At 62.5% G+C, this 25,300-nt stretch carries 23 protein-coding genes; 14 read left to right on the top strand and 9 right to left on the bottom strand.

What is annotated here, in order from left to right:
• Window positions 1-280: 280 nt before the first annotated feature.
• The 3 genes from betB to betI are packed head-to-tail and all read right to left on the bottom strand — an operon-like array spanning window position 281 to window position 3,852.
• Complete coding sequence (gene betB / locus K7H91_RS17450; RefSeq protein WP_230721507.1) at window positions 281-1,744, bottom strand: betaine-aldehyde dehydrogenase; 1,464 nt, start codon at window positions 1,742-1,744, stop codon at window positions 281-283.
• A gap of 3 nt (window positions 1,745-1,747) precedes the next feature.
• Window positions 1,748-3,265, bottom strand: coding sequence for a choline-sulfatase (gene betC, locus K7H91_RS17445; protein ID WP_230721506.1), 1,518 nt, complete (start codon window positions 3,263-3,265; stop codon window positions 1,748-1,750).
• Complete coding sequence (betI, locus tag K7H91_RS17440) at window positions 3,262-3,852, bottom strand: transcriptional regulator BetI (RefSeq protein WP_230721505.1); 591 nt, start codon at window positions 3,850-3,852, stop codon at window positions 3,262-3,264. Before betI ends, betC begins: the two co-directional genes overlap by 4 nt.
• A gap of 185 nt (window positions 3,853-4,037) precedes the next feature.
• Between betI and choX the strand changes: the two genes are divergently transcribed.
• From choX to choV, 3 genes are all read left to right on the top strand, one after another.
• On the top strand, window positions 4,038-4,979 hold the full coding sequence (choX, locus tag K7H91_RS17435) for a choline ABC transporter substrate-binding protein (protein ID WP_230721504.1): 942 nt from the start codon (window positions 4,038-4,040) through the stop codon (window positions 4,977-4,979).
• A gap of 178 nt (window positions 4,980-5,157) precedes the next feature.
• Window positions 5,158-5,994: a choline ABC transporter permease subunit gene (choW, locus tag K7H91_RS17430; protein ID WP_230721503.1), complete on the top strand. Its 837-nt coding sequence runs from the start codon at window positions 5,158-5,160 to the stop codon at window positions 5,992-5,994.
• The gene (choV, locus tag K7H91_RS17425) at window positions 5,994-7,034 is read left to right on the top strand and encodes a choline ABC transporter ATP-binding protein (protein ID WP_230721502.1); all 1,041 of its coding nucleotides are present in this window, start codon (window positions 5,994-5,996) and stop codon (window positions 7,032-7,034) included. Before choW ends, choV begins: the two co-directional genes overlap by 1 nt.
• A 57-nt stretch (window positions 7,035-7,091) precedes the next feature.
• On the opposite strand, the gene K7H91_RS17420 is transcribed toward choV, so the two are convergent.
• From K7H91_RS17420 to K7H91_RS17395, 6 genes are all read right to left on the bottom strand, one after another.
• Complete coding sequence (locus K7H91_RS17420; RefSeq protein WP_230721501.1) at window positions 7,092-8,084, bottom strand: WavE lipopolysaccharide synthesis family protein; 993 nt, start codon at window positions 8,082-8,084, stop codon at window positions 7,092-7,094.
• 154 nt (window positions 8,085-8,238) lie between these two features.
• Window positions 8,239-8,577 carry a hypothetical protein gene (locus K7H91_RS17415; protein ID WP_230721500.1) on the bottom strand — a complete coding sequence of 113 codons (339 nt, stop codon included), beginning with the start codon at window positions 8,575-8,577 and terminating at the stop codon, window positions 8,239-8,241.
• Entirely contained in the window at window positions 8,574-9,314 is a 741-nt protein-coding gene (locus K7H91_RS17410) for a hypothetical protein (RefSeq protein WP_230721499.1), read from the bottom strand. The genes K7H91_RS17415 and K7H91_RS17410 overlap by 4 nt, the downstream gene beginning before the upstream one ends.
• Window positions 9,311-9,961 (bottom strand): HAD family hydrolase, encoded by a 651-nt coding sequence (locus tag K7H91_RS17405; RefSeq protein ID WP_230721498.1) that lies wholly within the window; start codon window positions 9,959-9,961, stop codon window positions 9,311-9,313. Before K7H91_RS17405 ends, K7H91_RS17410 begins: the two co-directional genes overlap by 4 nt.
• Window positions 9,962-9,963: 2 nt before the next feature.
• A complete protein-coding gene (locus tag K7H91_RS17400) occupies window positions 9,964-10,590 on the bottom strand; it encodes a phosphodiesterase (RefSeq protein ID WP_230721497.1) in 627 nt (208 codons plus the stop codon).
• Window positions 10,590-11,333, bottom strand: coding sequence for a glycosyltransferase family 2 protein (locus tag K7H91_RS17395; protein WP_230721496.1), 744 nt, complete (start codon window positions 11,331-11,333; stop codon window positions 10,590-10,592). Before K7H91_RS17395 ends, K7H91_RS17400 begins: the two co-directional genes overlap by 1 nt.
• A 335-nt stretch (window positions 11,334-11,668) precedes the next feature.
• Between K7H91_RS17395 and K7H91_RS17390 the strand changes: the two genes are divergently transcribed.
• The 11 genes from K7H91_RS17390 to K7H91_RS17340 all read left to right on the top strand — a co-directional run bounded on the left by K7H91_RS17390 (window position 11,669) and on the right by K7H91_RS17340 (window position 25,204).
• Window positions 11,669-12,670 carry a Gfo/Idh/MocA family protein gene (locus K7H91_RS17390; protein ID WP_230721495.1) on the top strand — a complete coding sequence of 334 codons (1,002 nt, stop codon included), beginning with the start codon at window positions 11,669-11,671 and terminating at the stop codon, window positions 12,668-12,670.
• Between the two features lies 1 nt (window position 12,671).
• Complete coding sequence (locus K7H91_RS17385) at window positions 12,672-14,246, top strand: acyl CoA:acetate/3-ketoacid CoA transferase (RefSeq protein WP_230721494.1); 1,575 nt, start codon at window positions 12,672-12,674, stop codon at window positions 14,244-14,246.
• 187 nt (window positions 14,247-14,433) lie between these two features.
• Window positions 14,434-15,201 carry an enoyl-CoA hydratase/isomerase family protein gene (locus tag K7H91_RS17380; protein ID WP_230721493.1) on the top strand — a complete coding sequence of 256 codons (768 nt, stop codon included), beginning with the start codon at window positions 14,434-14,436 and terminating at the stop codon, window positions 15,199-15,201.
• 2 nt (window positions 15,202-15,203) lie between these two features.
• Window positions 15,204-16,721 carry an aldehyde dehydrogenase family protein gene (locus K7H91_RS17375; RefSeq protein WP_230721492.1) on the top strand — a complete coding sequence of 506 codons (1,518 nt, stop codon included), beginning with the start codon at window positions 15,204-15,206 and terminating at the stop codon, window positions 16,719-16,721.
• A gap of 99 nt (window positions 16,722-16,820) precedes the next feature.
• Entirely contained in the window at window positions 16,821-18,077 is a 1,257-nt protein-coding gene (locus K7H91_RS17370) for an ABC transporter substrate-binding protein (RefSeq protein ID WP_230721491.1), read from the top strand.
• Window positions 18,078-18,378: 301 nt separating this feature from the next.
• Window positions 18,379-19,281: a carbohydrate ABC transporter permease gene (locus K7H91_RS17365; RefSeq protein ID WP_230721490.1), complete on the top strand. Its 903-nt coding sequence runs from the start codon at window positions 18,379-18,381 to the stop codon at window positions 19,279-19,281.
• Window positions 19,278-20,159 carry a carbohydrate ABC transporter permease gene (locus tag K7H91_RS17360; RefSeq protein WP_230721489.1) on the top strand — a complete coding sequence of 294 codons (882 nt, stop codon included), beginning with the start codon at window positions 19,278-19,280 and terminating at the stop codon, window positions 20,157-20,159. Before K7H91_RS17365 ends, K7H91_RS17360 begins: the two co-directional genes overlap by 4 nt.
• Before the next feature lie 5 nt (window positions 20,160-20,164).
• Window positions 20,165-21,274: an ABC transporter ATP-binding protein gene (locus tag K7H91_RS17355; RefSeq protein ID WP_230721488.1), complete on the top strand. Its 1,110-nt coding sequence runs from the start codon at window positions 20,165-20,167 to the stop codon at window positions 21,272-21,274.
• A 2-nt stretch (window positions 21,275-21,276) separates the two neighbouring features.
• Window positions 21,277-22,761 (top strand): GMC oxidoreductase, encoded by a 1,485-nt coding sequence (locus tag K7H91_RS17350; protein WP_230721487.1) that lies wholly within the window; start codon window positions 21,277-21,279, stop codon window positions 22,759-22,761.
• Window positions 22,758-23,510 (top strand): 3-ketoacyl-ACP reductase, encoded by a 753-nt coding sequence (locus tag K7H91_RS17345; RefSeq protein ID WP_230721486.1) that lies wholly within the window; start codon window positions 22,758-22,760, stop codon window positions 23,508-23,510. The genes K7H91_RS17350 and K7H91_RS17345 overlap by 4 nt, the downstream gene beginning before the upstream one ends.
• 113 nt (window positions 23,511-23,623) lie before the next feature.
• Entirely contained in the window at window positions 23,624-25,204 is a 1,581-nt protein-coding gene (locus tag K7H91_RS17340) for a GMC family oxidoreductase (protein WP_230721485.1), read from the top strand.
• The last annotated feature ends 96 nt before the right edge of the window (window positions 25,205-25,300 follow it).

Below are 25,300 nucleotides of genomic sequence, written 5' to 3'. Positions count from 1 at the left end.
CCCTCCCCCCCTCTCTGCGTCATCCTCGGGCTTGACCCGAGGATCTAATCACCTTTCCACACGAGACGCGTACCGGCTGTCCCCCCAGGGTATTTCAGGGCAAGACCCGCCTGCTCCGCTCGCGACCGACGTGGTTGGGTCCTCGGGTCAAGCCCGAGGATGACGCCGAAGGAGAAGGAGGGCCTGTTGTGAAAAAGCACCCTTCACACTCTGCCCCTGTCGGGGCATCTCCCCCTCAAGGGGGGAGATTGATTGGTGCGGAGGCACCGCCCGGGCAAACTCAATACGGGCTATCCACCCTGCCCAATGCCACATGCACCGTCTTCACCTGCGAATAAAATTCCATCGCCACCCTGCCGTTCTCACGACCAAAGCCCGAATGCTTCACGCCGCCGAAGGGGATTTCGACGGGGGTCAGGTTATAGGTGTTGATCCAGCAGATGCCGGCCGCGAGCCTGCCCGCCACCCGGTGGGCGCGGGAGATGTCCTTGGTGAACAGACCGGCGGCCAGCCCGAATTCCGTGCCGTTGGCGCGAGCAATCACCTCGTCCTCGGTCTCGAAGGCGAGCACGCTCATCACCGGGCCGAAAATTTCCTCGCGCGCGATGGTCATGTCGTCGGTCACGTCGGCGAACACGGTCGGCTCTATATAGCTGCCCTTGGCGAAGGCATCGCCCGAAGGAACGCCGCCGCCGATGACGAGCCGCGCGCCTTCGGCCTTGCCCTTTTCGATATAGCTCATCACCTTGTCGCGTTGACCTTCGGAGATCAGCGGGCCGAGATGGGTGTCGGGATCAAGCGGATCGCCGAGGCAGATCGCCTTCGTGCGCTCCGCAAGCCGCGACAGGAATTTGTCCAGGATCGATTTCTGCACGAACACGCGGGTGCCGTTGGAGCAGATCTGGCCGGTGGAATAGAAATTGCCGAGCATCGCGCCGCCGATCGCGTCTTCGATATCGGCATCCTCGAACACCACCAGCGGCGACTTGCCGCCGAGTTCCATCGTCACGTGGCGCATGCCGGAAGCGGCCGCGGCATAGACCTTGCCGCCGGTCGGCACCGAGCCGGTGAGCGAAACCTTGGCGGTATCCTTGTGCGTGGCAAGCGCCGCCCCGACATCGCCGAAGCCCTGCACCACGTTGAACAGCCCCTTCGGCGCGCCGGCCTCGATAAAGATCTCGGCGAGTTTCAGGGCGCAAAGCGGCGTCATTTCGGAGGGTTTGAACACCATGGCATTGCCGCAGGCAAGCGCGGGCGCCGCCTTCCAGCAGGCGATCTGGGTCGGATAGTTCCACGCCCCGATGCCGACGCACACGCCAAGCGGTTCGCGCACCGTATAGGCGAAGGCATCGCCCAGCGGCACGCTCTCGCCGGAAAGCGAGGCGGCCTGCGCGGAAAACCATTCGAGGCTGTCCGCACCGGAAGTCGCATCGGCCACCAGCGTTTCCTGTATCGCCTTGCCGGTGTCGAGCGTTTCGAGCTCGGAGAGCGCCTCGTTTCGCTCGCGAATGATGTCGGCCGCGCGGCGCAGCACCCGGGCCCGCTCGACCGGGAGCCATGACGTCCATTCCTGCTGCGCACGGACGGCGGATTCCATGGCTTTGTCGATGATCGCAGGCGTTGCGCTGTGGAGGTTCGCGATCACCTCGCCGGTCGCGGCATAGACGCTCTCGAACGCCTTGCCGGCCGGGTCTTCCACGTATTCGCCGTCGATGAAATGGCTTGCTTTCGGCTGAGCCCGCATAACTTACTCCCCTCGCGGCCAGCGCTGGCTGGCCTCGAGTATGTTGAGATCCATGTGATTGCGCATGAAGCGCTCGGAGGCATCCTTGAACGGCTGGAAATCCCAGGGCCGGTAGTGCCCGGCCCTGAGCGCCTCATAGACGACATGGCGGCGTGCCTGGCTTTCACGCACCTCGTCGTCATAGGCCTTCATGTCCCAGAATTCCCGCACCTTCGCGGCGAAATCCGCGGCCGTTTCGGCATGGGCCGGATCATCGGCGAGGTTGTTCAACTCGTGCGGATCGGCCTCAAGGTCGAAGAGCTGGGGCGGGTCGAGCTCGCAGTGGTTATATTTGAACCGACCCTCGCGGATCGAGACCAGCGGGGCCTGCGAGGCTTCGGCGGCATATTCCATCCGAACCGGCAGCTTGCGCGCCGCCCCGGCGGCGATCGGCAACAGGCTTTCGCCATCGACCCAGGGTTCGATCTCGCCCAGATCAACGCCGGCGATATCGGCGAGCGTCGGTGTAATGTCGACCGAGGAGGCCGGCGTCTTGACGAGGCCGGGTTCGACGCCGGGGGCTGCCACCATCAGCGGTACGCGGGCCGAGCCCTCGTAGAAGCTCATCTTGTACCACAGCCCGCGCTCGCCCAGCATGTCGCCATGGTCGGAGACGAACACGATCGCGGTATCCTCGCTGAAACCGACGCTGTCGAGCGCTTCGAGGATTTCGCCGATCTTGTCGTCGATATAGGAGACATTGGCGAAATAGGCGCGCCGCGCATTGCGGATATCCTGCTTGTCGATCGTGGCCTTGTGCCAGTCATTGGCGTCCAGAATCCGCTTCGAATGGCCGTCCTGCGCGTCGTAATCAAGCGTGCCGATCTCGGGATCGAGATGGTCGCAATCCTCATAAAGGTCCCAGTATTTCCTGCGCGCCACATAGGGGTCGTGCGGATGGGTGAAGGACACGGTCAGCATGAATGGCCGGTCCTCCTTGCGGCGGCCGAGATCGTAGATCTTGCGCACCGCCTCATAGGCGACCTCGTCGTCATATTCGAGCTGGTTGGTGATCTCGCCAATGCCCGCGCCCGTGACCGATCCCATATTGTGATACCACCAGTCGATCCGCTCGCCGGGTTTGCGGTAATCCGGTGTCCAGCCGTAATCGGCCGGGTAGACATCGGTGGTCAGCCGCTCCTCGAAACCGTGCAGCTGGTCGGGTCCAACGAAATGCATCTTGCCGGACAGCGCGGTCTGGTAGCCGGCGCGGCGCAGGTGATGGGCATAGGTCGGGATATCGGGCGCAAACTCCGCGGCATTATCATAGACGCGGGTGCGGCGGGGAAGCTGGCCGGCCATGAATGAAGCCCGCGCCGGCGCGCAGAGCGGCGAGCCGGTATAGGCATTCTGGAACCGCGCCGAGCGGGCGGCGAGCTTCTTCAGGTTGGGGGTGTGCAGAAAATCGGCCGGGCCGTCGGGAAACAGCGTGCCGGCAAGCTGGTCAACCATCAAAACGAGAATGTTCGGTCGCGCACTCATGAGGACATCTCCTTGGCGAGTGTGAGTTCGAGATATTCGAGGGTCATAGCGACGGCATCGCTCCGGCTCATGCCGAAATCCTTCAGCGCGGCGCGCAGGTAAAAGCCGTCGATCAGGGAGCCGAGCCCGGTGGCGATCCGCCGGGCGGCTTCGAGGGGCACAAGCTGGCGCAGGGCATAGACGAGGTTGGAGCGCAGCCGCGCCTCGTAGATCGAGAGCAGCCGGCTGGCATCGCCCTTGCGCTGGGCCTGGACGTAAAAGGCGAGCCATGCAGCGACGACGGCGGGATCGAACTGATCCGGCCCGAACGAGGCCTCGATGATCGCCTCGAGACGCTCTCTGGGCGTGGCCGCATCCTTGTAGCGGGCCTTGACCGAGCTGCCGAACTCGTCAAGGATACGGCGCATGGCCGCAAACAGGATCTTTTCTTTGGAGCCGAAATAGTGATGCGCGAGCGCAGGCGAAACGCCCGCCCGCTTGGCGATCTTGGCGACCGTAACCTCGACCATGCCGACCTCGCCGACTTCGGTGATAGCCGCACGTACAAGCGCTTCGCGACGTATGGCTTCCATTCCGATCTTAGGCATTGGCTGAACCCGCTGAAAAAATGCTCACTGGCGCTGTCTGGCGAATTTCTGGGCAACCCGCCGTTTACATGACTTAGCATATGTTATATTGATTGACCGATCAATCAAGGAAGCCGCCAGTTTATTTTGACACGCCGAACGATCCACTACGGCCTTCGACAAACGAACCGAAAGGAAACGCTGACATGTCTTATAACTTGAAACTGTCCCTCGCCGCGCTTGCCGCCGCGACCGCCCTTTCCGCCGGCGCCGCCAAGGCGCAGGAAGCAACCGCCTGCGATAGCGTCAGCTTCTCTGATGTCGGCTGGACCGATATCACCACCACTACGGCAACCGCCAAGCACCTGCTGGAAGGCCTCGGTTATACGGTCGACGTCAAGGTCCTGTCCGTTCCGGTCACCTTCGCGTCGCTGAAGAGCGACGATGTCGATGTCTTCCTCGGCAACTGGATGCCGGCCCAGACCAGCGCCATCACGCCTTATCTCGATGAGGGCGAAATCGATGTTATCGCCACCAATCTCGAAGGTACCAAGTACACGCTCGCTGTCCCGACCTATACCTATGAGAAGGGTCTGAAGACCTATGGCGACATCGCCAAGTTCGCCGATGAGCTCGATCACAAGATCTACGGCATCGAGCCCGGCAATGAAGGCAATGCCTATCTGGTTTCGCTGATCGAGGAGAACAAGCACGGGCTTGAGGGCTTCGAGGTTGTCGAAAGCTCCGAGCAGGGCATGCTCGCCATGGTCGGCCGCAAGTACCGCCAGGAACAGCCGATCGTGTTCCTCGGCTGGGAACCGCATCCGATGAACGCCAGCTATTCGCTGAAATACCTCACCGGCGGCGAGGATTTCTTCGGCGGCGAGGGCATCGTGCGCACCGTCACCCGCAAGGGCTATGCCGAAGAGTGCCCGAATGTCGCCAAGCTGCTTGAAAACCTGAAGTTCACCCTGCCGATGGAAAATGAAGTCATGGGCAAGATCCTGAACGACGGCGAAAACGAGGGCGATGCCACCGCCGAATGGATCAAGGCCAATCCGGATGCCCTTGACGCCTGGCTTGAGGGCGTGACCACCACCTCCGGTGAGCCGGGGCTGCCGGCGGTCAAGAAATCGCTCGGTCTCTAAAATACTCCAAGCCCGGCAAGCCAACGCTTTCCGGGCTTTCCTTTTTCGATGATGATATTTTGGCCGCGGACATCGCGGCGCGGGCCCGAGGCAGAATGCCGGGGCCGGACCGCATTGCGTCGCCTTGGCCGGCCGCGCGGTTCGACACGCTGAATTTGGGGAACAAAGGAGCAGTCTCTTGCACTGGCTGACGGATTACAAAATCCCGCTGGGACGATGGGCCCAGGATATTTTCGACTGGCTGCAAATGCATGGCGGCTGGTTTTTCGATGGTCTGGCGGAGGTCATGGGCTGGCTGATCGACCAGCTCTTGTGGATCCTGCAGGCGCCGGGACCGATCGTGATCGCGGTGATCGTGACTGCCGCCTCCTACTGGATGCAGCGCAACTGGAAGGTGTCGCTGTTCGTCTTTCTCGGCTTCCTGTTCATCGTCAATCAGGGCTATTGGGAGGAAACCACCGAAAGCCTGGCGCTGGTGATCTCGTCCTGCATCATCTGCATGGCGATCGGCGTTCCGATCGGCATCTTCGCGGCCCACCGGCCCCGCCTCTATCAGGTCCTGCAGCCGATCCTGGACCTGATGCAGACGCTGCCGCCCTTCGTCTACCTGATCCCGGCGATCGTGTTCTTCGGCATCGGCATGGTGCCCGGCCTGCTGGCAACGGTCATCTTCGTCGTTCCCGCCTCGATCAGGCTCACCTATCTCGGCGTCTCCTCCGTGCCCAAGCCCCTGCTTGAGGCCGCGGACGCCTTCGGCGGCACCGGTTGGCAGAAGCTGACCAAGGTCGAACTCCACTATGCCCTGCCGCAGATCATGGCTGGCCTGAACCAGACCATCATGCTGTCGCTGTCGATGGTGGTTGTCGCGGCGCTCGTCGGCGCCGACGGGCTCGGCGTGCCGGTCGTGCGCGCGCTCAACCAGGTCAATCCGGCGCTCGGGTTCGAAAGCGGCTTCGTCATCGTCGTCGTCGCGATCATCCTTGACCGCGTTCTCAAGATCGAGAGGAAAAGGTAATGGCCGATTCAGTCGTTTTTGAAGATGTAAACATCGTGTTCGGCGACCGGCCGCAATCAGCCCTGCCGATGATGGACGAGGGCAAGAGCCGCGCCGAGGTGCAGGAGGAAACCGGCCAGGTGCTCGGCGTCCACAATTGCTCGCTTTCCGTCGGCGAGGGCGAGCTTCTGGTGCTGATGGGCCTGTCCGGCTCCGGCAAGTCGACCCTGCTGCGCGCCGTCAACCGGCTGAACCCGGTCTGCCGCGGCCGCGTGCTGGTCAATGACGGCAACGGCATGACCGACGTGACGGCTGCGGACGCCAAGACGCTCCGCAACATCCGCCTGTCACGGGTTTCCATGGTGTTCCAGCAATTCGGCCTGCTGCCATGGCGCACCGTCGTGGAAAATGTCGCGCTCGGGCTGGAATTCGCCGGCATGAGCCAGAAGGAGCGGCTTGAAAAGGCCAGGGCCCAGCTTGAGCTGGTCGGCCTGCAGGACTGGGGCGACAAGCTTGTCGGCGAATTGTCGGGCGGCATGCAGCAGCGCGTCGGCCTTGCCCGCGCGTTTGCCACCGAGGCGCCGATCCTACTGATGGACGAGCCGTTCTCCGCGCTCGACCCGCTGATCCGCACGCGGCTTCAGGATGAGCTGATCGAGCTGCAGAGGAACCTGAAGCGCACCATCATCTTCGTCAGTCACGACCTCGACGAGGCCTTCAAGATCGGCGACCGGATCGCGATCATGGAAGGCGGCCGGATCGTCCAGTGCGGCACGCCGTCGGAAATCGTGCGCAAGCCGGCCGACGCCTATGTCGCCGACTTCGTCGCCAATGTGAACCCGCTGGGCGTATTGCGCGCGCAGGACGTGATGAGCGAGGACGAGGCGCTTGCGGATTCGCCCACCGTCGAGGCCGAAACCAAGCTTGCGGCGATGATGGATGCGCTCGGCGATGGCAAGGTGCTGCGCGTGGTGAGCAAGGATGGCAAGACGCTCGGCAGCATCCGCCCCTCCGACGTGGTCACCGCGCTCAATCCGGAAAGCAACCAGGAATCGGCGTGACGCCTTCCTGACCCTCCAGACCGCGTGCCCCGGCCTTGCGCCGGGAGCGCGGTCGCCTCAGCGCGGCAGCAGGAAAAACTCCAGCACGCCGGTGCGGATTTTCCGGCGGCGGACCTTGCTCTTGAATGGCAGCGAGATGACGTTGCCGATCAGACGACAGATTTTGTAGGGCTTGTAGAACTTTTCAATCCGCTCGCGCTCGGGGTCTTCGGCCGGAACCGGCGTGCTGGCGTCGACATGCTTGCGGTAAAGCCCGATCCACTCATTATGGGTGTAGCAGGTCATGAACGAGTTCGGATGCACCTTCATCACGAAGGTCGGCTTGGAGGGCATCAGGTCGAACTGGTCGAAGGTGAGGAAGACGAAATTCGAGGCGAAATATTTCTCGGTTTCGAGGATCGCCTGCGGATTGGCGTCCTTGTAAAACGCGCAGGGCACATGCCGGCCGTCGCGGCGCAGCGCGTTGACGAAAATATGCTGCTCGGGCGTATAGCGGTTATAGCGCTGGCCGCCGGTATCCCAGTTCGCCTCCTCCTCGGTCATCAGCGGCACGTCGAACATCTTGCGGATGTCGTCGGTGTAGCCGAAAAAGGCAAGGTCCGAGGGGTGGAACGGAAAGCTTACCCGCGAGCGCGGATTGCGCGAAAAATAGCAGGCCGCCAGCAGCTTGTGCGAAAACACCTGATAGGCATCGACGCTGTCCGGATAGGCATCGAAAAACCGCAGGAACCCGTCGCCCGTCAGCCTGAAATCGGTGCGCATGCGGAAGCAGAAACGGGTATCGACCTTCTCCAGCCCGGCGCGGGTGCCGACAATCTGGCGGTTGACATTATTGGGTTTTTCGCCGGCGCGCGGGGAATAATAGAAAAAGCCCGGATCCTCGCACAGCACCACTTCATCACAGTCGAGACCCGACGTATCGGTCCCGACCCAGGTCGACAGAATGATCCTGGAGGAGGGAAAGAAGCGTCTGACCGCGGCGAAGCTGCCGCGCAGAAAAGACTTGTCCACCACGCCCTGGAACAGAAATGTGATTTCGCCTTTGTCCATCTTCTCACACCCTACGATCAGCGTGCCCCAGCTTGATAAACTCATACATTACACGGAACCCAAACGGATGTAGAGCTACGAAATATAACGCCGTTACGGAGCACCCGAGAACTATTTCCCGCGCAGTTCGCCGGACTTTCAGTCCCGATACACGTCAATCCTGCCGGGCAATTCCCATATATTTGTCGTCCGTTGCGCCCGGAAGCTTCACCACGACATTGATACTGTCATTCTCCAGACATTCGAAATCAGTCGCCTCTCCCGGCTCCATCACGATGATGTCGCCAGCGCCATACTCGATCCCGTTCATCCGGATCCGCCCCTGCACCACGACGGTGTATTCGGTGGCGACCTTGTGAAAATGCATGGCCTCGCTGTCGCCGCGATCATAACGCTTGACCGCGACCTCCACATCCTCGGTCTTTGCAAGGCTGGGGTCGAAATTGCCGATGAACCAGCCCTTCACCATGTCGTCAAGGCGCGCGGTCTTCAATGCAGCAGTCCCTCCTTGTGGTCGTTGAGCTGGGAGATGTACTGCGCAAGCTGCATCTCCGTCTTCAACGGATGAAACCTGTCATTGCTGATGAACTCGATGCCGACCTTGGCGTGACGCAGGATCATCTCGTTGATGGTCTGGCTGATATAGAAGGCATTGTTGATCTTGCGATCCTTGCGCACGACGTTGAGCGCCGCGCGCACGAAATCCTTGCCGCTGCGGAAATAATAGAAGCTCACCAGCGCATGCTTGCTGATCGGCCGCTTTTCGGCGACCTCGCAGACATCGCCGTCCTCACCAAGCAACGCGAAGGAATAGCGCGGATGCACCGAGCGGAAGGCCAGCACGCCGGCATCGCAATCACCCGCGCGGAAGGCTTTGACGATACCGTCAAGATCGGCCTCGACCAGTTCGTCGGCGGCGACCAGCACGATCTCCTCGTTCTCGTCGATATGTTCAGCCGCCAGAAGCGCGGTGCAGACCGAGCCCGCCGTCGGGCCAGCGACCTCGACGCAGAGGCCGTTATCGGTGGTCTGGCGGATCACGTCGTCGACATTGAACTTGCGGATATCGGCGGACCTGACGCAGAAGATAATCTCGCGCGGGGAAAGCTTCTGGAGGCCGGCGATCTGGCGCTCCAGAACCAGCTCCTCGTTGAACTCCGTCATGTAGAGCGGATAGAACTCGCTCTTGATGTCGAGGTTTTCACCGCCCATCAGCACAACGATCTTCATGCCGCCGACCCCACTGACTTGGCTGCCTGATCGATCTCGGCGATCCGCGCCTTGATCCCGGCATAATTGACTTCGTCCACTTCCTTCACCACCATCACATGCGCGCCGGAAGCGGTCGCGGCCTGGATGCCGTTGGGATTATCCTCGACGATCAGGCATTCCTTGGGGGAAAGCCCCATGCGCTCGATCGCCTTCAGATAGATTTCCGGGTCCGGCTTGCTCTTGGTGACGTCCTGGTTGGAAAGCTTGAAATCGAGATAGGGCGCTAGGCTCGCCTTTTCCATCATCAGCATCACGGTATCGCGGGTGGAATTGGAAGCGACGGCGAGGTGATAGCCTTCCATCCTCAGGCGCGACAGCGCGTATTCGTGATCAAAGCGCGGCCGGCAGCGCTCATAGATGATCTCCATCGTGTAGCGCTGCTTCATTTCGTTGATGAAGCCGTGCAGATAGGGCGGCAGCTTCTTCTCCACGCTCAAACGCTGCAGCTTGGTGCGCGTCGGCAGGCCGTCATAGACGGTGCGATGCTCGTGGCGCTCGATGGTGAAGCCGAACAGGCCGAGCGCCCGGTTGAGCGCGTCATAGTGCCATTCCTTGGCCTCGATCAGCACGCCGTCCATGTCGAAAATGACTGCCTTGATCGCCATCTTCACTCTCCCGAAAAATAATCCCGCGCCGCCTCGGGCGCGTCGGTGCACAAATAGAGCCGGCTGCTATCGATGCATTTGGCCGATTTTATGATCGACCATTGCAGCGCCGTATCGCGCCGGTGCAAGTCGCTCGACACCACACAGACCCGTTTCCCCTGGCCAATCAACCCCTCGATAAGGCCCGGCCCGAACCAGTCGGAACGGAAACAGTCGAGCCAGACCCCGTCGCATTCCTCCAGCAACGGCGCATTGGGCTGAAGATCGCTCAAACCCGTGAACGCGGTCAACCCGTCCGCCACCTGCCGCACCAGATCGGGCAGCGACATGTCGAACACGAAATAATTGGTGTGACCATAGGCCGCCAGTATTTCCTTGACCTTGCCGCTCAACCCGTCCGCCTTGATGTTCAGCGCCAGCATCAGATTGCGGCCGGCCATGACATCCAGAACGTCCGTAAGCCGCGGCTCGTTCCCTGTCGGCATGTCATGGGCGATGACAATCTCGCCCGCATGGTCGCGCAGGTCCGTTTCCGTGCCGAAACCGCGATCGAAGGAGCGGGCGAAGGCCGTCATGGCGTTCTTTTCCGCGACGCTCTCCCAAAGCCCCCTGTGCGAGAGAACTTCCATCAGCGCACCTTTTCCGAAACGGGATGGGCCAGAAACAGATCCAGATCCGCGGGTATGCCGAGGCCATACATGCCGTCGGCCTCGTTGCCGATCGAATAATGACCGATCCTGCGGCCCTGCCGGATCAGGTAATTATAGGCCGGACAGATGTAGAACTCGCCATTGACGCGTTCGTCGTCGCCGATCATCGCCTTCGTCGCCGCCATCAGATCGCGTCCGGTCTTGAAGTTATAGACGCCGACCGTGGCGTCGTTGGAGATTACCCGCTTTTCCGCGGTCTCAACAACCCGGCCATTTTCCTCACGCACGAACGACCATTTCGGGTCGTCCGCCTTCATCGTCATGATCATCCCGTCATAGCCGCCGTCATCCATGAAACGGAGATAATCATTGATGTCGATGTCGATATACTGGTCCGAATTGGCGGTCATCACCGGATCGTCATTGTCGATCAGATGTTCGGCAAGCATAACGGTCGAGGCCTGGCCTTCGGTGATATGATCTATGCCGATGATCTCGACATTTCCGGCAAGCGCTTTCAGCTTTTCCTCAAGCCCGTAATCGCGGATATGGCTGGACTGGCAGATGAAGATGAAGCGGTGATCGACGGCCGGCGTCAGATTTTCGACGACCACCTGGATCATCGGCTTGCCATGCACCGGAATAAGCGGCTTCGGGTCGCTATAGCCCGCATCGGCAAAACGGCTGCCGCGACCGGCCATCGGTATCACAATATTCAGCACTCAATCATCCCTGCCGGCTTGTTTGCCGCCTATGCCTCTGCCGCCACAAAAGCATGTTCCTGATCATAACAGATCAGCTCAACCCATGTTCTCAACAAAGCTTACCTGTAGTCGCACAATATGAACAGTGATTGCGTTACCGCGCGGTCTTGTGGCCTGAGAACATGGCTTCCCCAGATTTTAGGTAGTCCATGCGAAAGACACGGGCAACCATGCATGGCTCCTTCGCCCGATTATCCCAAACTATACTAAATTTTCGGGCACGGATTGACGTGGCGCAACCGATGGCATAGAAATCGGAAAAATTTGGAACGTGCCAAATCGGGAGGAAGAGCATGCAGTGGGGGCTTATCGGCGCCAGCACGATCGCGGCAGAATATGTCATCGCCGCAATCAGGGCGCAGTCCGGCAACAGCGTCAACGCCGTGCTCTCGTCCAGCCGCGCGCGCGCCGATGCCTATGCCGCCGCCCATGACATCCCCAACGCCGACACGGATCTCTCCGCCCTTCTGGCGCGTCCGAAGATCGACGCGGTCTATATCTCGACCACCAATGAAAAGCATCGCGACCAGGCGCTGGCCGCCATTGCCGCCGGCAAACATGTTCTGTGCGAGAAGCCGCTGGCGATGAGCGTCGCGGACGCAAGGACGATGGTGGAGGCCGCGCGCGCGGCCGGTCTCGTGTTTGCCACCAACCATCATTTGCGCTGCGCCGGCGCCCATCGCGCCGCCAAGGCGCTGATTGCCGCAGGCCGGATCGGCAAGGTGCTGTCGATGCGGGTATTCCACGCCGTCATGCTGCCGGAGCACCTGCGCGGCTGGCGCATCGACAATCCGGCGGCCGGCGGCGGCGTGATCCCGGACATCACGGTGCATGACGCCGATACCGTGCGCTTCTACCTTGATGAGGACCCGCAGCGGGTCGTGGCCCAGGCCGTCAGCTCCGGTCTCGGGCAGGGCGTCGAGGACAGCGTGATGTCGGTCTGGACCATGCCGTCCGGCATCATGGTGCAGAGCCATGAGAGCTTCACGCATCCGTTTGCCGGTTCCGGCCTCGAAGTTCATGGCAGCAAGGGCTCGATCTTCGCCCGCAACGTCATGTCGCAGCGACCGACCGGAACCGTCACGCTGGTGACGGAGGCCGGCGAAACTGATGTGCCTTACGAAAGCGAAGGCCTCTACGAATACGCGATCGCGGCCTTCAACCGCGCCGTTGCCGGCGAAGACCGTCCGGCCGCGGACGGGGTCGACGGCGTGAAATCGCTCGCCATCGCCATGGCCGTGCGGCAGTCGGCGCTAGAAGGCCGGGCCATCGACGTCAATTACGAAGGATACTGAAATGCCGGGCAAAATCGTCACCGCCGAGGCCGCCGTCAGCCATATCGCCGACAATGCCGTCGTCTCGGTCTCCTCCTCCTCGGGTCTGGGCTGCCCGGACAAGGTGCTGGAAGCGCTGGGCGCGCGGTTTGCTGCAACCGGCCAGCCGCGCCGGCTCACCACGATCCACCCGATCGCCGCCGGCGACATGTATGGCATCAAGGGCATCGACCATATCGCGCAGGACGGTCTGCTCGACACCGTGATCGCCGGCTCCTATCCGAGCGGCGCCTCGTCGCTGCCGATGCCGGAAATCTGGAAGATGGTCGTCGAAAACCGGATCGCCGCCTATAACGTGCCCTCCGGCATTCTGTTCGACATGCAGCGCGATGTCGCGGCCAAACGCCCCGGCGTGTTGACAAAGGTCGGCCTCGACACCTTCGTCGATCCCGAGCGGCAGGGCTGCGCCATGAATGACCGCGCGGCGGAAAGCCCGATCGTCTCCCGCGTCGACTTTGCCGGCGACACCTGGCTGCACTTTAAAAATTTCGCCCCCGACGTGACCATCCTGCGCGCCACCACGGCCGATGAACACGGCAACCTCACCTATGAGCATGAGGGCGCCTATCTCGGCGGGCTCGATCAGGCGATCGCCGCGCGCAACAATCGCGGCATCGTGATTGCCCAGGTCAAGCGCGTGACGGCGGCCGGCACGTTGCGGCCGCATGATGTGCGGGTTCCCGGCCATCTCGTCGATTTCATCGTGGTCGATCCCGGCCAGTACCAGACCACCGAGACCTTCTACGACCCGGCGATCTCCGGCGAGATCATCCATCCGCTTGAGGATTTCGAGCTTGCCGAACACGGCGTCGAAAAGGTCATTGCGCGCCGCGCCGCGATGGAACTCGGCGCGGGCGAGACCGCCAATCTCGGCTTCGGCATCTGCGCGCTGGTGCCGCGCATTCTGCTTGAGGAAGGCCATGCCGGCAAGGTGACCTGGGCGATCGAGCAGGGCGCCGTCGGCGGCGTGCCGCTGACGGGCTTCGCCTTCGGCTGCGCCTCCAATGCCGATGCCTTCATGCCGTCCCCCAATCAGTTCACCTATTTCCAGGGCGGCGGCTTCGATGTTTCCTTCCTGTCCTTCCTCGAGGTCGACCGCGAGGGCAATGTCAATGTCTCCAAGCTTGGCAAGAAGCCCTACCTGACTGCCGGTTGCGGCGGTTTCGTCGATATTACCGCCAACGCCCGCAGGATCGTTTTTGCCGGGCTTTTCGAAGCCGCGGCGGCGCTTGTCCTCTCCGCCGACGGCCTGAAGGTCGAAAAGCCCGGCAAATTCTCCAAGATGGTCGACGAGGTCGAGCATGTCACCTTTTCCGGCCGCCGCGCCCGCGAAACCGGCCAGGACGTGCTCTACGTCACCGAACGCTGCGTGATGCGGATCACCGATGACGGTCTTGTCGCCACCGAAATCATGCCGGGCATCGACCCCGAGCGCGACATTGTAGCGGCCTCCGGCGGCAGGGTGCGGGTTGCGGAGAACGCAACCATGATGCCGCTGTCGCTGCTGGATGAAAAGCCGATGGGGCTGGTGCTGTGAGCGCCATGGCAAAAAATGGCGTAAAGCCGTCCCCGGCCGCCCTCCATTTTTATTTTAAACCTAAACTATTATGGCCAATCACTCCGGAAGGCGGCATAGTCGCGTCTGTCAATAACATTGCCCGTTGCGGCGCCGGCGCGGTTTGCGCGCCGCCCCTGCAACTGGCCACAGGCCCGGAGTATACAATATGAGCGCCCTTCATCTCATCCGCCACGATGCCATTGCCGAACTCAGGCTCGACAATCCGGCCAAGCTCAATGCGTTCACGCCGGACATGCTGACAGCGCTCGAGGCTCACCTCGACGCGATCGATGCCGACCCCGAAATCCGCTTCGTGATCCTCACTGCCGAGGGCGACCGTGCGTTCTGCGCCGGCGCGGACATTCAGGCCTGGGGCGATCTGCCGCCGGCCGAATTCGCCCGCCACTGGGTGCGCGATGGCCATCGCCGGTTCGACCGGCTGGCGCGGCTGTCGAAGCCGACGATTGCGGCGCTTAACGGCCATACGCTGGGCGGTGGGCTGGAGCTTGCGGCAGCCTGCGATATCCGGGTCATGACCCCCAATGCCACGATCGCGATGCCCGAGCCGAAGATCGGCATGGTGCCGGGATGGTCGGGCACGCAGCGGCTGGCGCGGCTTCTCCCGGAGCCGGTGATCAAGGAAATGGCGCTGTTCGGGCGCAGGCTCGATGCGACACGCGCGGTTGCGCTCGGCTTCGCCGCCGAAATCGCCGAAGACGCGCGCGCCGCCGCCTTCGATATCGCCGATGGCGCGCTCGCCGCCTCGGCCTACGCCACCGAAATCGCCAAATACATGCTCCATGCCGGCTTCGGCGAGGACAGCGCCGCCATGATTGAAACGCTCGGCAGCGGCATGATCGCCGCCTCCGCCGACAAGGCCGAGGGCGTCGCCGCCTTCCGCGAAAAACGCAAACCCGCATTCAAGGGCAGATAGGCATGACCGATCTTACCATTATCCCCGCTGTCAAAAGCCTCGACGAGCCCGTCTTCGAGGCCAGACACCTGATCAACGGCACGTGGCAGACCTCTGCCGATGGCGCAAGTTTCGAGCGTCAGTCGCCGGCCCATCTCGTGACCGTAACCCATGCCGCAAAGGGCGGCGTTGCCGAGACCGAGGCCGCGATCGCCAGCGCCCGAACCGCCTTCGACGACGGCCGCTGGTCGCGTATTTCCGGCAAGGAGCGCGCCGGCGTGCTGCTCAAGGTCGCCGACCTGATCGAGCGCGATCTGGAGCGGATCGCGCTGCGCGACACGCTGGAAAGCGGCAAGCCGATCGCCCAGGCGCGTGACGAGATCACGGGCGCCGCCGATCTCTGGCGCCACGCCGCGGCCCTTGCCCGCACGCTTTCCGGCGACAGCCACAACACGCTTGGCGACGACATGCTGGGCGTGGTGCTCAAGGAGCCGGTCGGCGTCGCCGCGCTGATCGCACCGTGGAACTTCCCGTTCCTGATCGTATCGCAGAAACTGCCCTATGCGCTGGCCGCCGGCTGCACCGCCGTGATCAAGCCCTCCGAAATGACGCCGTCCTCGACCGTCATCCTCGGCGAACTGCTGATCGAGGCCGGCATTCCCGATGGCGTCGTCAATATCGTTCTGGGCTATGGCGACCCCGTCGGCACGACGATGTGCGAGAGCCCCGATGTCGACATGGTGTCGTTCACCGGCTCCACCGGCGTCGGCAAGGCGATCGTGCGCGCCAGCGCCGGCACGCTGAAAAAGGTCTCGCTCGAACTCGGCGGCAAGAACCCGCAGGTCGTGTTTCCCGATTGCGATCTCGACGATGCCGCCGACGCGATCGTCTTCGGCGTCTACTTCAATGCCGGCGAATGCTGCAATTCCGGCTCGCGCATCATCGTTCATGAGGATGTCGCCGAGGCGCTGACCGAGAAGGTGGTCGCGCTTTCGCGGAAGGTCGCCTTCGGCGATCCGCTCGACTCTAAGACTAAAGTAGGGGCTATCATTTCCGAGGCGCATTTTGCAAAAATCGATAGCTATGTGGAGGCCGCGCGCGAGGCCGGAGCGGAGATCCCGCTCGGCGGCGGAGCGCTTGAAATCCCGGGGTTGTCAGGCCGTTTCTATGGGCCTACAGTTGTAACAAATATCAGTTCAGGCATGGCGATCGCACGGGAGGAGGTCTTCGGACCGGTGCTGTCGGTCCTGACCTTTAAATCGATTGAGGAGGCAATCGCACTGGCCAATGACGCAAGCTACGGGCTGTCGGCCGGCGTCTGGAGCAGGGATGTTTCGACCTGCCTCGCCTTCGCCCGCCGCGTTCAGGCCGGCACCGTGTGGACCAATACCTGGATGGATGGATATTCCGAGTTGCCGTTCGGCGGCGTTAAGCAGTCCGGCCTCGGCCGCGAGCTGGGTCGCTACGGGCTTGAGGAATACCTGGAGGTGAAAACCGTGACGATGCGCATCGGTCGCTCGCGCGCGCCCTGGGTGGAATGAACTGTTCCCTTCCAAGGGGAACATGAGGAGGAAATGCCTGCCGGGCCCCGTGGAGCAATGCTCCCCCGGCGGGATTGTAAACGCAGACAGGAGGACACTATGCGTTTGAATTTTGCGAAAAGTGCAGCCGTTATCGCGATCGTCGCGGCCTCGGCTTCGGCGACTTCCGTAAAGGCAGAGGATGTGGAAGTCCTGCACTGGTGGACGTCCGGCGGTGAAGCCTCGGCGCTCAACGTGCTGAAGGAAAACCTGCAGGATCAGGGCATCGGCTGGCAGGATATGCCGGTTGCAGGCGGCGGCGGCGAACAGGCCATGACCGTGCTGCGCGCCCGGGTGACCGCCGGCAATCCGCCGGCCGCCGTGCAGATGCTCGGCTTCGACATCACCGACTGGGCCGAGGAAGGCGCGCTTGCCAACCTGAACGACATCGCGGCCGAGGAAAACTGGGACGAGGTCGTTCCGGAAGCGCTGCAGAAGTTCTCGAAGAATGACGGTAACTGGGTCGCAGCGCCCGTCAACGTCCATTCCACCAACTGGGTCTGGGCCAACAAGTCGATCCTCGACGAGCTTGGCATCGAACAGCCCCAGACCTGGGATGAGCTGGTCGCGGCGCTCGACAAGGTCAAGGAATCCGGCAAGGTGGCGATCGCCCATGGCGGCCAGCCCTGGCAGGATGCCACCATCTTCGACGCCGTGGTGATGGCGACCGGCGGACCGGAATTCTACCAGGCCTCGATGATCGATCTCGATCCGGAAGCCCTCGGCTCCGACACGATGAAGGAAGTCTTCGACCGCATGACCGTTCTGCGCGGCTATGTCGACGACAACTTCTCCGGTCGCGACTGGAACCTGGCATCGGCCATGGTCATCAACGATGAAGCCGCCTTCCAGTTCATGGGCGACTGGGCCAAGGGCGAGTTTCTCAAGGCCGGCCTGACGCCGGGCGAGGATTTCCTGTGCTTCCGCTTCCCCGGCACGCAGGATCAGGTGACCTTCAACTCCGACCAGTTCGCCTTCTTCAACCAGGGCGACGAACCGACGGCACAGCAGGTGGCGCTCGCCAAGGCGATCATGTCGCCGGAATTCCAGTCGGCCTTCAATGTCGTCAAGGGCTCGGTTCCGGCGCGCACGGATGTTTCCGACGCCGATTTCGACGCCTGCGGCAAGCAGGGCATGAAGGATCTGGCGGCGGCTTCGTCGTCGGGTAACCTGTTCGGCTCCATGGCCCACGGCCACGCCAACCCGGCCTCGGTCAAGAACGCGATGTACGACGTGATCACCGCCCAGTTCAACGGCGAATATGATTCCGAAACGGCAACGGACGAGCTGGTGACGGCGGTTCAGATCGCGCAGTAAGCGGGTGATCTTACCGGGCGACGCAATAGCGCCGCCCGGTAAGCAAAACGACGCTTCATCCTCAGGCGACGTTGGTTGGGCGCGATGATCCCGCCGCGCGCCGATCTCCCCCCTTGAGGGGGAGATGCCCGGCAGGGCAGAGAGGGGTGCAGCGCCAGCCCGAAACTCTGAACAAGCGGTGAGGGTTTACCCCTCTCTGTCGCTTTCGCGACATCTCTCCCTTAAGGGGAGAGATTGATTGGTGCACGTCGCACCGTCTCGAATAACACCGGCGGCAAAGCCGCCAATCCGGAGGGTTTGAATGGCTTCGTCCGCGCAAAGAAGCGGGAGAGCGGGGGATTTTCTACGCGATGCCCTGCCGAAGATCGTGCTCAGTCCGTCGCTGGCGATGGTGCTGATCTTCGTCTACGGCTTCATCGCATTCACCGTCTATCTCTCCTTTACCGACAGCCGCATCCTGCCGAGCTTCGATCTCGTCGGCTGGAAGAACTATATCAACCTGTTCCGGCTCAGGGCCTGGACGATCGCGATCAAGAACGTCGCGATCTTCGGCTCGCTTTACATCATCTTCTGTTGCGCGATCGGCCTGATGCTGGCGATCTTTCTCGACCAGAAGATCCGGGCGGAAGGCTTCATCCGCTCGATCTATCTCTATCCGATGGCGCTGTCCTTCATCGTCACCGGCACCGCCTGGAAATGGTTTCTGGACCCCGGCATCGGGCTTGAGGCGGTGATGCATTCCTGGGGCTGGACCAGCTTCCAGTTCAACTGGATCAAGTCCAACCAGATGGCGATCTACACGATCGTGATCGCGGCTGTCTGGCAGACCTCCGGCTTCGTCATGGCGATGTTCCTCGCAGGCCTGCGCGGTATTGACGGCGAGGTGCTGAAGGCCGCCCAGATCGACGGCGCGTCCAACTTCTCGCTCTATCGCCGGATCGTGATCCCGCAGCTTCGCCCGGCCTTCATGTCGGCGATCGTGGTGCTCGCCCATATGGCGATCAAATCCTACGACCTCGTGATCGCGCTGACCGGCGGCGGGCCGGGGAGGGCGACCGAACTGCCGGCGACCTTCATGTATTCCTACACCTTCACCCGCAACCAGATGGGCATCGGCGCTGCCTCCGCGGTGATCATGCTGATGTCGGTTGCTGCCATCATGGTGCCGTATCTGTGGTCGGAACTGAGGGAGAAGAAGCAATGAGCAGCAATGCTTCCACTCAAGTTGTCTCGACGGGCCGCACCGCACGGTTCTTCATCTACACCGTGCTCCTGATCTTCTGCCTCTATTACCTGCTGCCGCTCTATGTGATGCTGGTCAACTCGCTCAAGCCGCTCCGCGAAATCCAGGCCGGCGGGATGATGAACCTGCCGGAGGCGCTGACCTTCGAGCCGTGGAAAAGCGCATGGTCGACCGCCCAGATCGGCGTGCAGGCGACAGGCCTCAAGCCCTATTTCTGGAACTCGATCCAGATGGTGGTGCCGGCGGTGGCGATCTCCACCGTGCTCGGCGCGCTCAACGGCTACGTGCTGACCAAGTGGCAGTTCCGCGGCCACAACATCATTTTCGGCCTGCTGCTGTTTGCCTGCTTCATCCCGTTCCAGATCGTGCTGATTCCGATGGCGCGCATTCTCGGCATCATCGGCCTCGCTGGCTCGGTGCCGGGGCTGATCTTCGTGCATCTGGTCTACGGCATCGGCTTTTCGACGCTCTATTTCCGCAATTACTACGCCCAGTTTCCAAGCGAACTGGTGCGCGCGGCGATGATCGACGGCGCCGGTTTCTTCACGATCTTCCGCCGCATCCTGCTGCCGTCCTCCGGGCCGATCGCGGTGGTCTGCATCATCTGGCAGTTCACCAATATCTGGAACGACTTCCTGTTCGGCGCCTCGTTCTCCGATTTCAACAGCCAGCCGATGACGGTGGCGCTCAACAATCTCGTCCAGTCGTCGACCGGGGTGAAGGAATACAACGTCCATTTCGCCGGCGCGATCATGGCGGCGATGCCGACATTGCTCGTCTATATCGTCGCCGGACGCTATTTCGTACGCGGCCTGATGGCCGGCAGCGTTAAGGGTTAAGGCCAATGGGTTTTCTGAAAATTGACAAGGTCACCAAGAGCTTCGGTTCCCTGACCGTCCTGCACCAGACCGATATCGAGGTCGAGGAAGGCGAGTTCCTCGTGCTCGTCGGCCCGTCGGGCTGCGGCAAGTCCACGCTTTTGAACATGATCGCCGGTCTCGAGCCGGTCTCCTCCGGCGATATCGTGATCAACGGCCGCTCGATGAACGGCGTGCGCCCGGCGGACCGCAACATCGCCATGGTGTTCCAGTCCTACGCGCTCTATCCGAACATGAATGTCGGCGAGAACATTTCCTTCGGGCTCGAAATGCACGGCGTGCCGAAGGAGGAGCGGGAGAAGGCGATCGACAGCGTCGCCGACCTCCTGCAGATCAAGCACCTTTTGAAGCGCAAGCCCGGCCAGCTTTCCGGCGGCCAGCGCCAGCGCGTTGCCATGGGCCGGGCGCTGGTGCGCGATCCGGACGTGTTTCTGTTCGACGAGCCGCTCTCCAACCTCGACGCGAAACTCCGCGTCGACATGCGCACCGAGATCAAGAAACTGCACCAGAAACTCGGCACCACCATCGTCTACGTCACCCATGACCAGATCGAGGCGCTGACGCTGTCGACCCGGATCGCAGTGATGTTCGGCGGCCATGTGCAGCAGCTCGGCACGCCGAAGGAGATCTACGACAATCCGGCCAACATGTTCGTGGCCGGTTTCATGGGCTCGCCCTCGATGAACCTGTTTCCGGCGAAGGTCACGGTCGAAAACGGCAAGGCGGTGGCGAAATTCGCGCTTGCCGATGGCAGTGACGCCGAGCTGCCCTTCCCCGAAGGGGCGATGACCGATCATGGCGGACGCGACATCATTCTCGGCATCCGGCCGGAGGCGATCACCGACGAGTTGGGGGCCGACCGCTCGTCGAATGCCGTGCATATGATCAAGGCCAGGGTCGAGGTGACGGAACCCGCAGGCTCCGATACCTTTGCGGTCGCCGAAATGGGCGGCAAGGAGGTCACGGCCCGGTTCCGCGCCGATGTCGAGGTCAAGCCGGGCGATGTCTTCCCCTTCGCCGTCAATATGGACAAGGCCGTCGCCTTCGACCCCAAGACCGAAGAGCGGCTTCGATAGAAATGCGGGTTTCGCCTGATGTGGTCATCATCGGCTCCGGCATGGGCGGGGCGACGCTTGCCGCAAGCCTCGCCCCCACCGGGGCCGAGATCCTGATCCTGGAACGCGGGCAGCAGATCCCCGACGATGCGCCGGCGCGCGATCCGGACCGGATCTACAGAAACAGCGCCTTCCGCTCGGATGAGACCTGGCTGGACGCGGACAGCAAGCCGTTCTCGCCCGGCAATTATTACAATGTCGGCGGCAATACCAAGCTTTACGGCGCGGTGCTCTACCGCTACCGCTGGCAGGATTTCCAGGCGATGGAGCATCTCGGCGGCATCTCTCCCGCCTGGCCGTTTCCCTATGAGACGCTCGCGCCCTATTATGATGCCGCCGAAGCGCTCTATCAGGTGCGCGGCGATTTCACCGAGGACCCGACCGAGCCGCCCCATGCCGGGCCATACCCTTATCCCGCCGTACCGGACGAGCCGGCGCTCGCGGCCGTTCGCCGCCGGCTGGAAAAGGCGGGGCTGCACCCGGCGGCGCTGCCGCTCGGCGTCGATCTCGACCGCTGGCTTTCCCACGGCAATGACGGCTGGGACGGCTATCCCGATACCCGCTCCGGCAAGATGGATGCGGAAACCTGCGCCCTCGCCGCCGCATTGTCTCATAACAATGTGCGCATGGAAACGGGCGCCCGCGTGACCCACCTGACGGCCGAGCCCGATGGCCGCCGGATCGCCAGCATCACCTATGAGCAGGCCGGCGAAACCATCACGGTGACGCCGAAGATCGTGGCGCTCGCGGCGGGCGCGGTGCAGACCGCCGCGCTTCTTCTGAAGTCCGGGCTTGCCAATTCCTCCGGCGCGGTCGGCCGCCACTTCATGAACCACAATGCCACGGCGATGATTGCCTACGATCCGCGCTTCGTGAACGATGCCGTCTACCAGAAGACCTTCGCAATCAATGACTGGTATCTCGCCGACGGCCATAACGGCCCGCCACTCGGCAATGTGCAGTTGCTCGGCCGCGTGGTGCCGAGAATCCTGAAGGCGACGACGCCCTCCATGCCGATGGCGCTCGCAACGCATCTTTCGCGCCATTCGGTTGATTTCTACGCAATCTCTGAGGACCTGCCGGACCCGGAAAGCCGGGTTGTGCTGAAGGGCAACGACATCCAGCTCCTGTGGCGGCGCTCCAACATGGAGGCGCACAACCGGCTGGTAAAGCGGATGAAACAGGCGCTGCGGCGCGCCGGCTTTCCCGTCGTGCTGTCGCGCCTGTTCGATGGCCGCGTGCCCTCGCACCAGTGCGGCACGGCGCGGCTCGGCGATGATCCGGCGACCGCCGTGCTCGATCCCGATTGCCGCAGTTTCGACCATGACAACCTCTATGTCACCGATGCATCGGCGCTGCCGACATCCGCCGCCGTCAACCCGTCGCTGACGGTTGCGGCCCTTGCGCTGAAGGCCGGCGACGCCATCAAAAGGGAGCTTGCATCATGAAAACCGCGCTGATCACCGGCGGCCAGCAGGGCATCGGCCTCGGCATCGCCAGGGCCCTGGCCGGTGCAGGCTATGCGGTCGCGATCGCCGCCGAGGCCGATCCCGACAGCCCCGCCGTGCTTGAGGCACTCTCCGTTCTTGGCGACAGGGCCCGCTACTATCGCCACGACGTGCGCGATATCGCCGCGATCCCGGCCCTTCTGGACCGGGTGGAGGACGATCTCGGCCCGCTCACCACCTTCGTCTCCAATGCCGGCGTCGGCGCGCCGATCCGCGGCGATATGCTCGACCTGTCGCCCGAAAACTTCGACTTCGTGATGGATGTGAACCTGAAGGGTGCATTCTTCCTAGCGCAGGGGGCCGCAAAGCGCATGCTCGGCCATGACCGGGGCTATCGCGCAATCATCTTCATCACCTCGGTCAGCGCCGAAATGGTCTCTATCGAGCGCGCCGAGTACTGCATCTCCAAATCCGCCGCCGCCATGGCCGCAAAACTGTTCGCGGCGCGTCTTGCGCCGGAAAATATCGGCGTCTTCGACATCCGCCCCGGCATCATCGAAACCGGCATGACGGCGGGCGTGAAGGACAAGTACACCGCCCGCATTGAAGCCGGCCTCGTCCCCGCCGCCCGCTGGGGTACGCCCGAGGATGTCGCGAGCGCCGTGTTGCCGCTCGCCGAAGGCCGCTTCGCCTTCGCCACCGGCTCGGTGATCGCGGCGGATGGCGGGCTTTCGATTTCGCGTTTGTGAGGTATCACAGCCGACTGCATTCCCTGCATCTCAAGCACCCCGATCTTGATATGTGGAATTTATTTGGAACGTTCCTAAAGATATGCTAAGCCCCGTCCCGGGAGGATCATTGCATGGCCTATGATTTCATCATTGTTGGCGGCGGTTCGGCCGGGTGCGTGCTCGCAGCAAGGCTTTCCGAGAACCCGGAGGTCAAGGTTCTGCTCTTGGAAGCGGGCGGCGCGGATCGGCATCCGTTCTATACGCTGCCGGCCGGATTCGCCAAGATGACCAAGGGCATCGGCAGTTGGGGCTGGCACACCGTGCCGCAGCGACACATGAACAACATGTCGATCCGCTTCACCCAGGCCAAGGTCATCGGCGGCGGCTCGACCATCAACGCCCAGATCTATACCCGCGGCAACCGGCTCGATTACGACGAATGGCGGCAAATGGGCTGCGCCGGCTGGGGCTATGACGATGTGCTGCCGTTCTTCCGCGAGGCCGAGGACAACGACACCTGGGACAACGACTATCACGGCAAGGGCGGGCCGCTTGGCGTTTCCAAGCCTTCGGCACCGCTGCCGATCTGCGAGGCCTATTTCCGCGCGGCCGGCGAACTCGGCATACCCTTCAACCCGGACATGACCGGCGAGAAGCAGGACGGCGTCGGCTATTACCAGTTGACCCAGAAGCATGCGCGACGCTCCTCCGCCTCCAAGGCCTATCTTGGCCAGGCGCGCCATCGCGCAAACCTCACCATCCGCACCGGCGTCGAGACCCGCCGCATCCGGATCGAGAACGGCCGGGCGACCGGCGTGGAAACCGCCGCCGGCGAGGTGCTGACGGCGGGCCGCGAGGTGCTGCTGTCCTCGGGCGCGATCGGCTCGCCGCGTCTGCTGATGCTCTCCGGCATCGGCCCGGCCGCCCATCTGCGCGCGGCCGGCATCGAGACGGTCTTCAACCATCCGGAGGTCGGCGAGAACCTGCAGGATCATCTTGATCTCTTCACCATTCTCGAATGCGCCGGCGATTTCACCTATGACAAATATGCCCGCCCCTTCTGGTCCGCGGTGGCCGGCCTGCAATATCTGCTCACCCGCAAGGGCCCCGTCGCCTCCAGCCTGTTCGAGACCGGGGGCTTCTGGTATGCGGAACAGGACGCGCGCTCACCGGATATCCAGTTTCATCTGGGCCTCGGCTCCGGCATCGAGGCGGGCGTGGAGAAGATGGTCAATCCCGGCGTCACGCTGAATTCCGCCTATCTCCGTCCCCGCTCGCGCGGTTCGGTGCGGCTGAAGTCCGCCAATCCCGCCGATGCGCCGCTGATCGACCCGAATTACTGGGCCGATCCCCACGACCGGGACATGTCGATCCGCGGGCTAAAGCTTGCGCAGGAGATCATGCATCAGGATGCGCTGAAACCGTTCATCAAGCGCGAGATGCTGCCGGGGCCGGCGGTGAAGACGGATGACGATTATTTCGCCTATGCCTGTCGCCACGCCAAGACCGACCACCACCCCGCCGGCACCTGCCGCATGGGCGCGGACGAGCGCGCCGTGGTCGATCCCGAGCTGAAATTCAACGGCATCAACGGCCTGCGCGTGGTCGACGCCTCGATCATGCCGACGCTGATTTCGTCCAACACCAACGCCGCCGCCATCATGATCGGCGAAAAGGCCGCCGACATGATTGCACGTGAGCATGGGTTGTGAGGGCTTGCGGAGAATACGGAAAGGCGTCATGACGGGCTAAAGCCAGTCAATGGCTACCGTCTTTCATGGCCTTTCCTTTCGGAAAGCCTTGCCGCC

The sequence above is a fragment of the Martelella mediterranea genome (genome assembly GCF_021021415.1).
In the GTDB taxonomy this organism is placed as follows: Bacteria; Pseudomonadota; Alphaproteobacteria; order Rhizobiales; family Rhizobiaceae; genus Martelella; species Martelella mediterranea_C.
Note: the sequence above shows the minus strand (reverse complement) of the source record. Positions and strands in the feature narration are given on the sequence as shown.

Excerpts from the sequence above, each read along its gene's own strand:
- K7H91_RS17400 (WP_230721497.1), bottom strand. The coding sequence starts at position 10,590 with ATGGAAGTTCTCTCGCACAGGGGGCTTTGGGAGAGCGTCGCGGAAAAG.
- K7H91_RS17390 (WP_230721495.1), top strand. The coding sequence starts at position 11,669 with ATGCAGTGGGGGCTTATCGGCGCCAGCACGATCGCGGCAGAATATGTC.
- K7H91_RS17355 (WP_230721488.1), top strand. The coding sequence starts at position 20,165 with ATGGGTTTTCTGAAAATTGACAAGGTCACCAAGAGCTTCGGTTCCCTG.
- betI (WP_230721505.1), bottom strand. The coding sequence starts at position 3,852 with ATGCCTAAGATCGGAATGGAAGCCATACGTCGCGAAGCGCTTGTACGT.
- choV (WP_230721502.1), top strand. The coding sequence starts at position 5,994 with ATGGCCGATTCAGTCGTTTTTGAAGATGTAAACATCGTGTTCGGCGAC.
- K7H91_RS17385 (WP_230721494.1), top strand. The coding sequence starts at position 12,672 with ATGCCGGGCAAAATCGTCACCGCCGAGGCCGCCGTCAGCCATATCGCC.
- K7H91_RS17350 (WP_230721487.1), top strand. The coding sequence starts at position 21,277 with ATGCGGGTTTCGCCTGATGTGGTCATCATCGGCTCCGGCATGGGCGGG.
- K7H91_RS17370 (WP_230721491.1), top strand. The coding sequence starts at position 16,821 with ATGCGTTTGAATTTTGCGAAAAGTGCAGCCGTTATCGCGATCGTCGCG.
- betB (WP_230721507.1), bottom strand. The coding sequence starts at position 1,744 with ATGCGGGCTCAGCCGAAAGCAAGCCATTTCATCGACGGCGAATACGTG.
- K7H91_RS17345 (WP_230721486.1), top strand. The coding sequence starts at position 22,758 with ATGAAAACCGCGCTGATCACCGGCGGCCAGCAGGGCATCGGCCTCGGC.
- K7H91_RS17375 (WP_230721492.1), top strand. The coding sequence starts at position 15,204 with ATGACCGATCTTACCATTATCCCCGCTGTCAAAAGCCTCGACGAGCCC.
- K7H91_RS17420 (WP_230721501.1), bottom strand. The coding sequence starts at position 8,084 with ATGGACAAAGGCGAAATCACATTTCTGTTCCAGGGCGTGGTGGACAAG.
- choX (WP_230721504.1), top strand. The coding sequence starts at position 4,038 with ATGTCTTATAACTTGAAACTGTCCCTCGCCGCGCTTGCCGCCGCGACC.
- K7H91_RS17410 (WP_230721499.1), bottom strand. The coding sequence starts at position 9,314 with ATGAAGATCGTTGTGCTGATGGGCGGTGAAAACCTCGACATCAAGAGC.
- K7H91_RS17405 (WP_230721498.1), bottom strand. The coding sequence starts at position 9,961 with ATGGCGATCAAGGCAGTCATTTTCGACATGGACGGCGTGCTGATCGAG.
- K7H91_RS17340 (WP_230721485.1), top strand. The coding sequence starts at position 23,624 with ATGGCCTATGATTTCATCATTGTTGGCGGCGGTTCGGCCGGGTGCGTG.
- K7H91_RS17360 (WP_230721489.1), top strand. The coding sequence starts at position 19,278 with ATGAGCAGCAATGCTTCCACTCAAGTTGTCTCGACGGGCCGCACCGCA.
- K7H91_RS17380 (WP_230721493.1), top strand. The coding sequence starts at position 14,434 with ATGAGCGCCCTTCATCTCATCCGCCACGATGCCATTGCCGAACTCAGG.
- betC (WP_230721506.1), bottom strand. The coding sequence starts at position 3,265 with ATGAGTGCGCGACCGAACATTCTCGTTTTGATGGTTGACCAGCTTGCC.
- K7H91_RS17365 (WP_230721490.1), top strand. The coding sequence starts at position 18,379 with ATGGCTTCGTCCGCGCAAAGAAGCGGGAGAGCGGGGGATTTTCTACGC.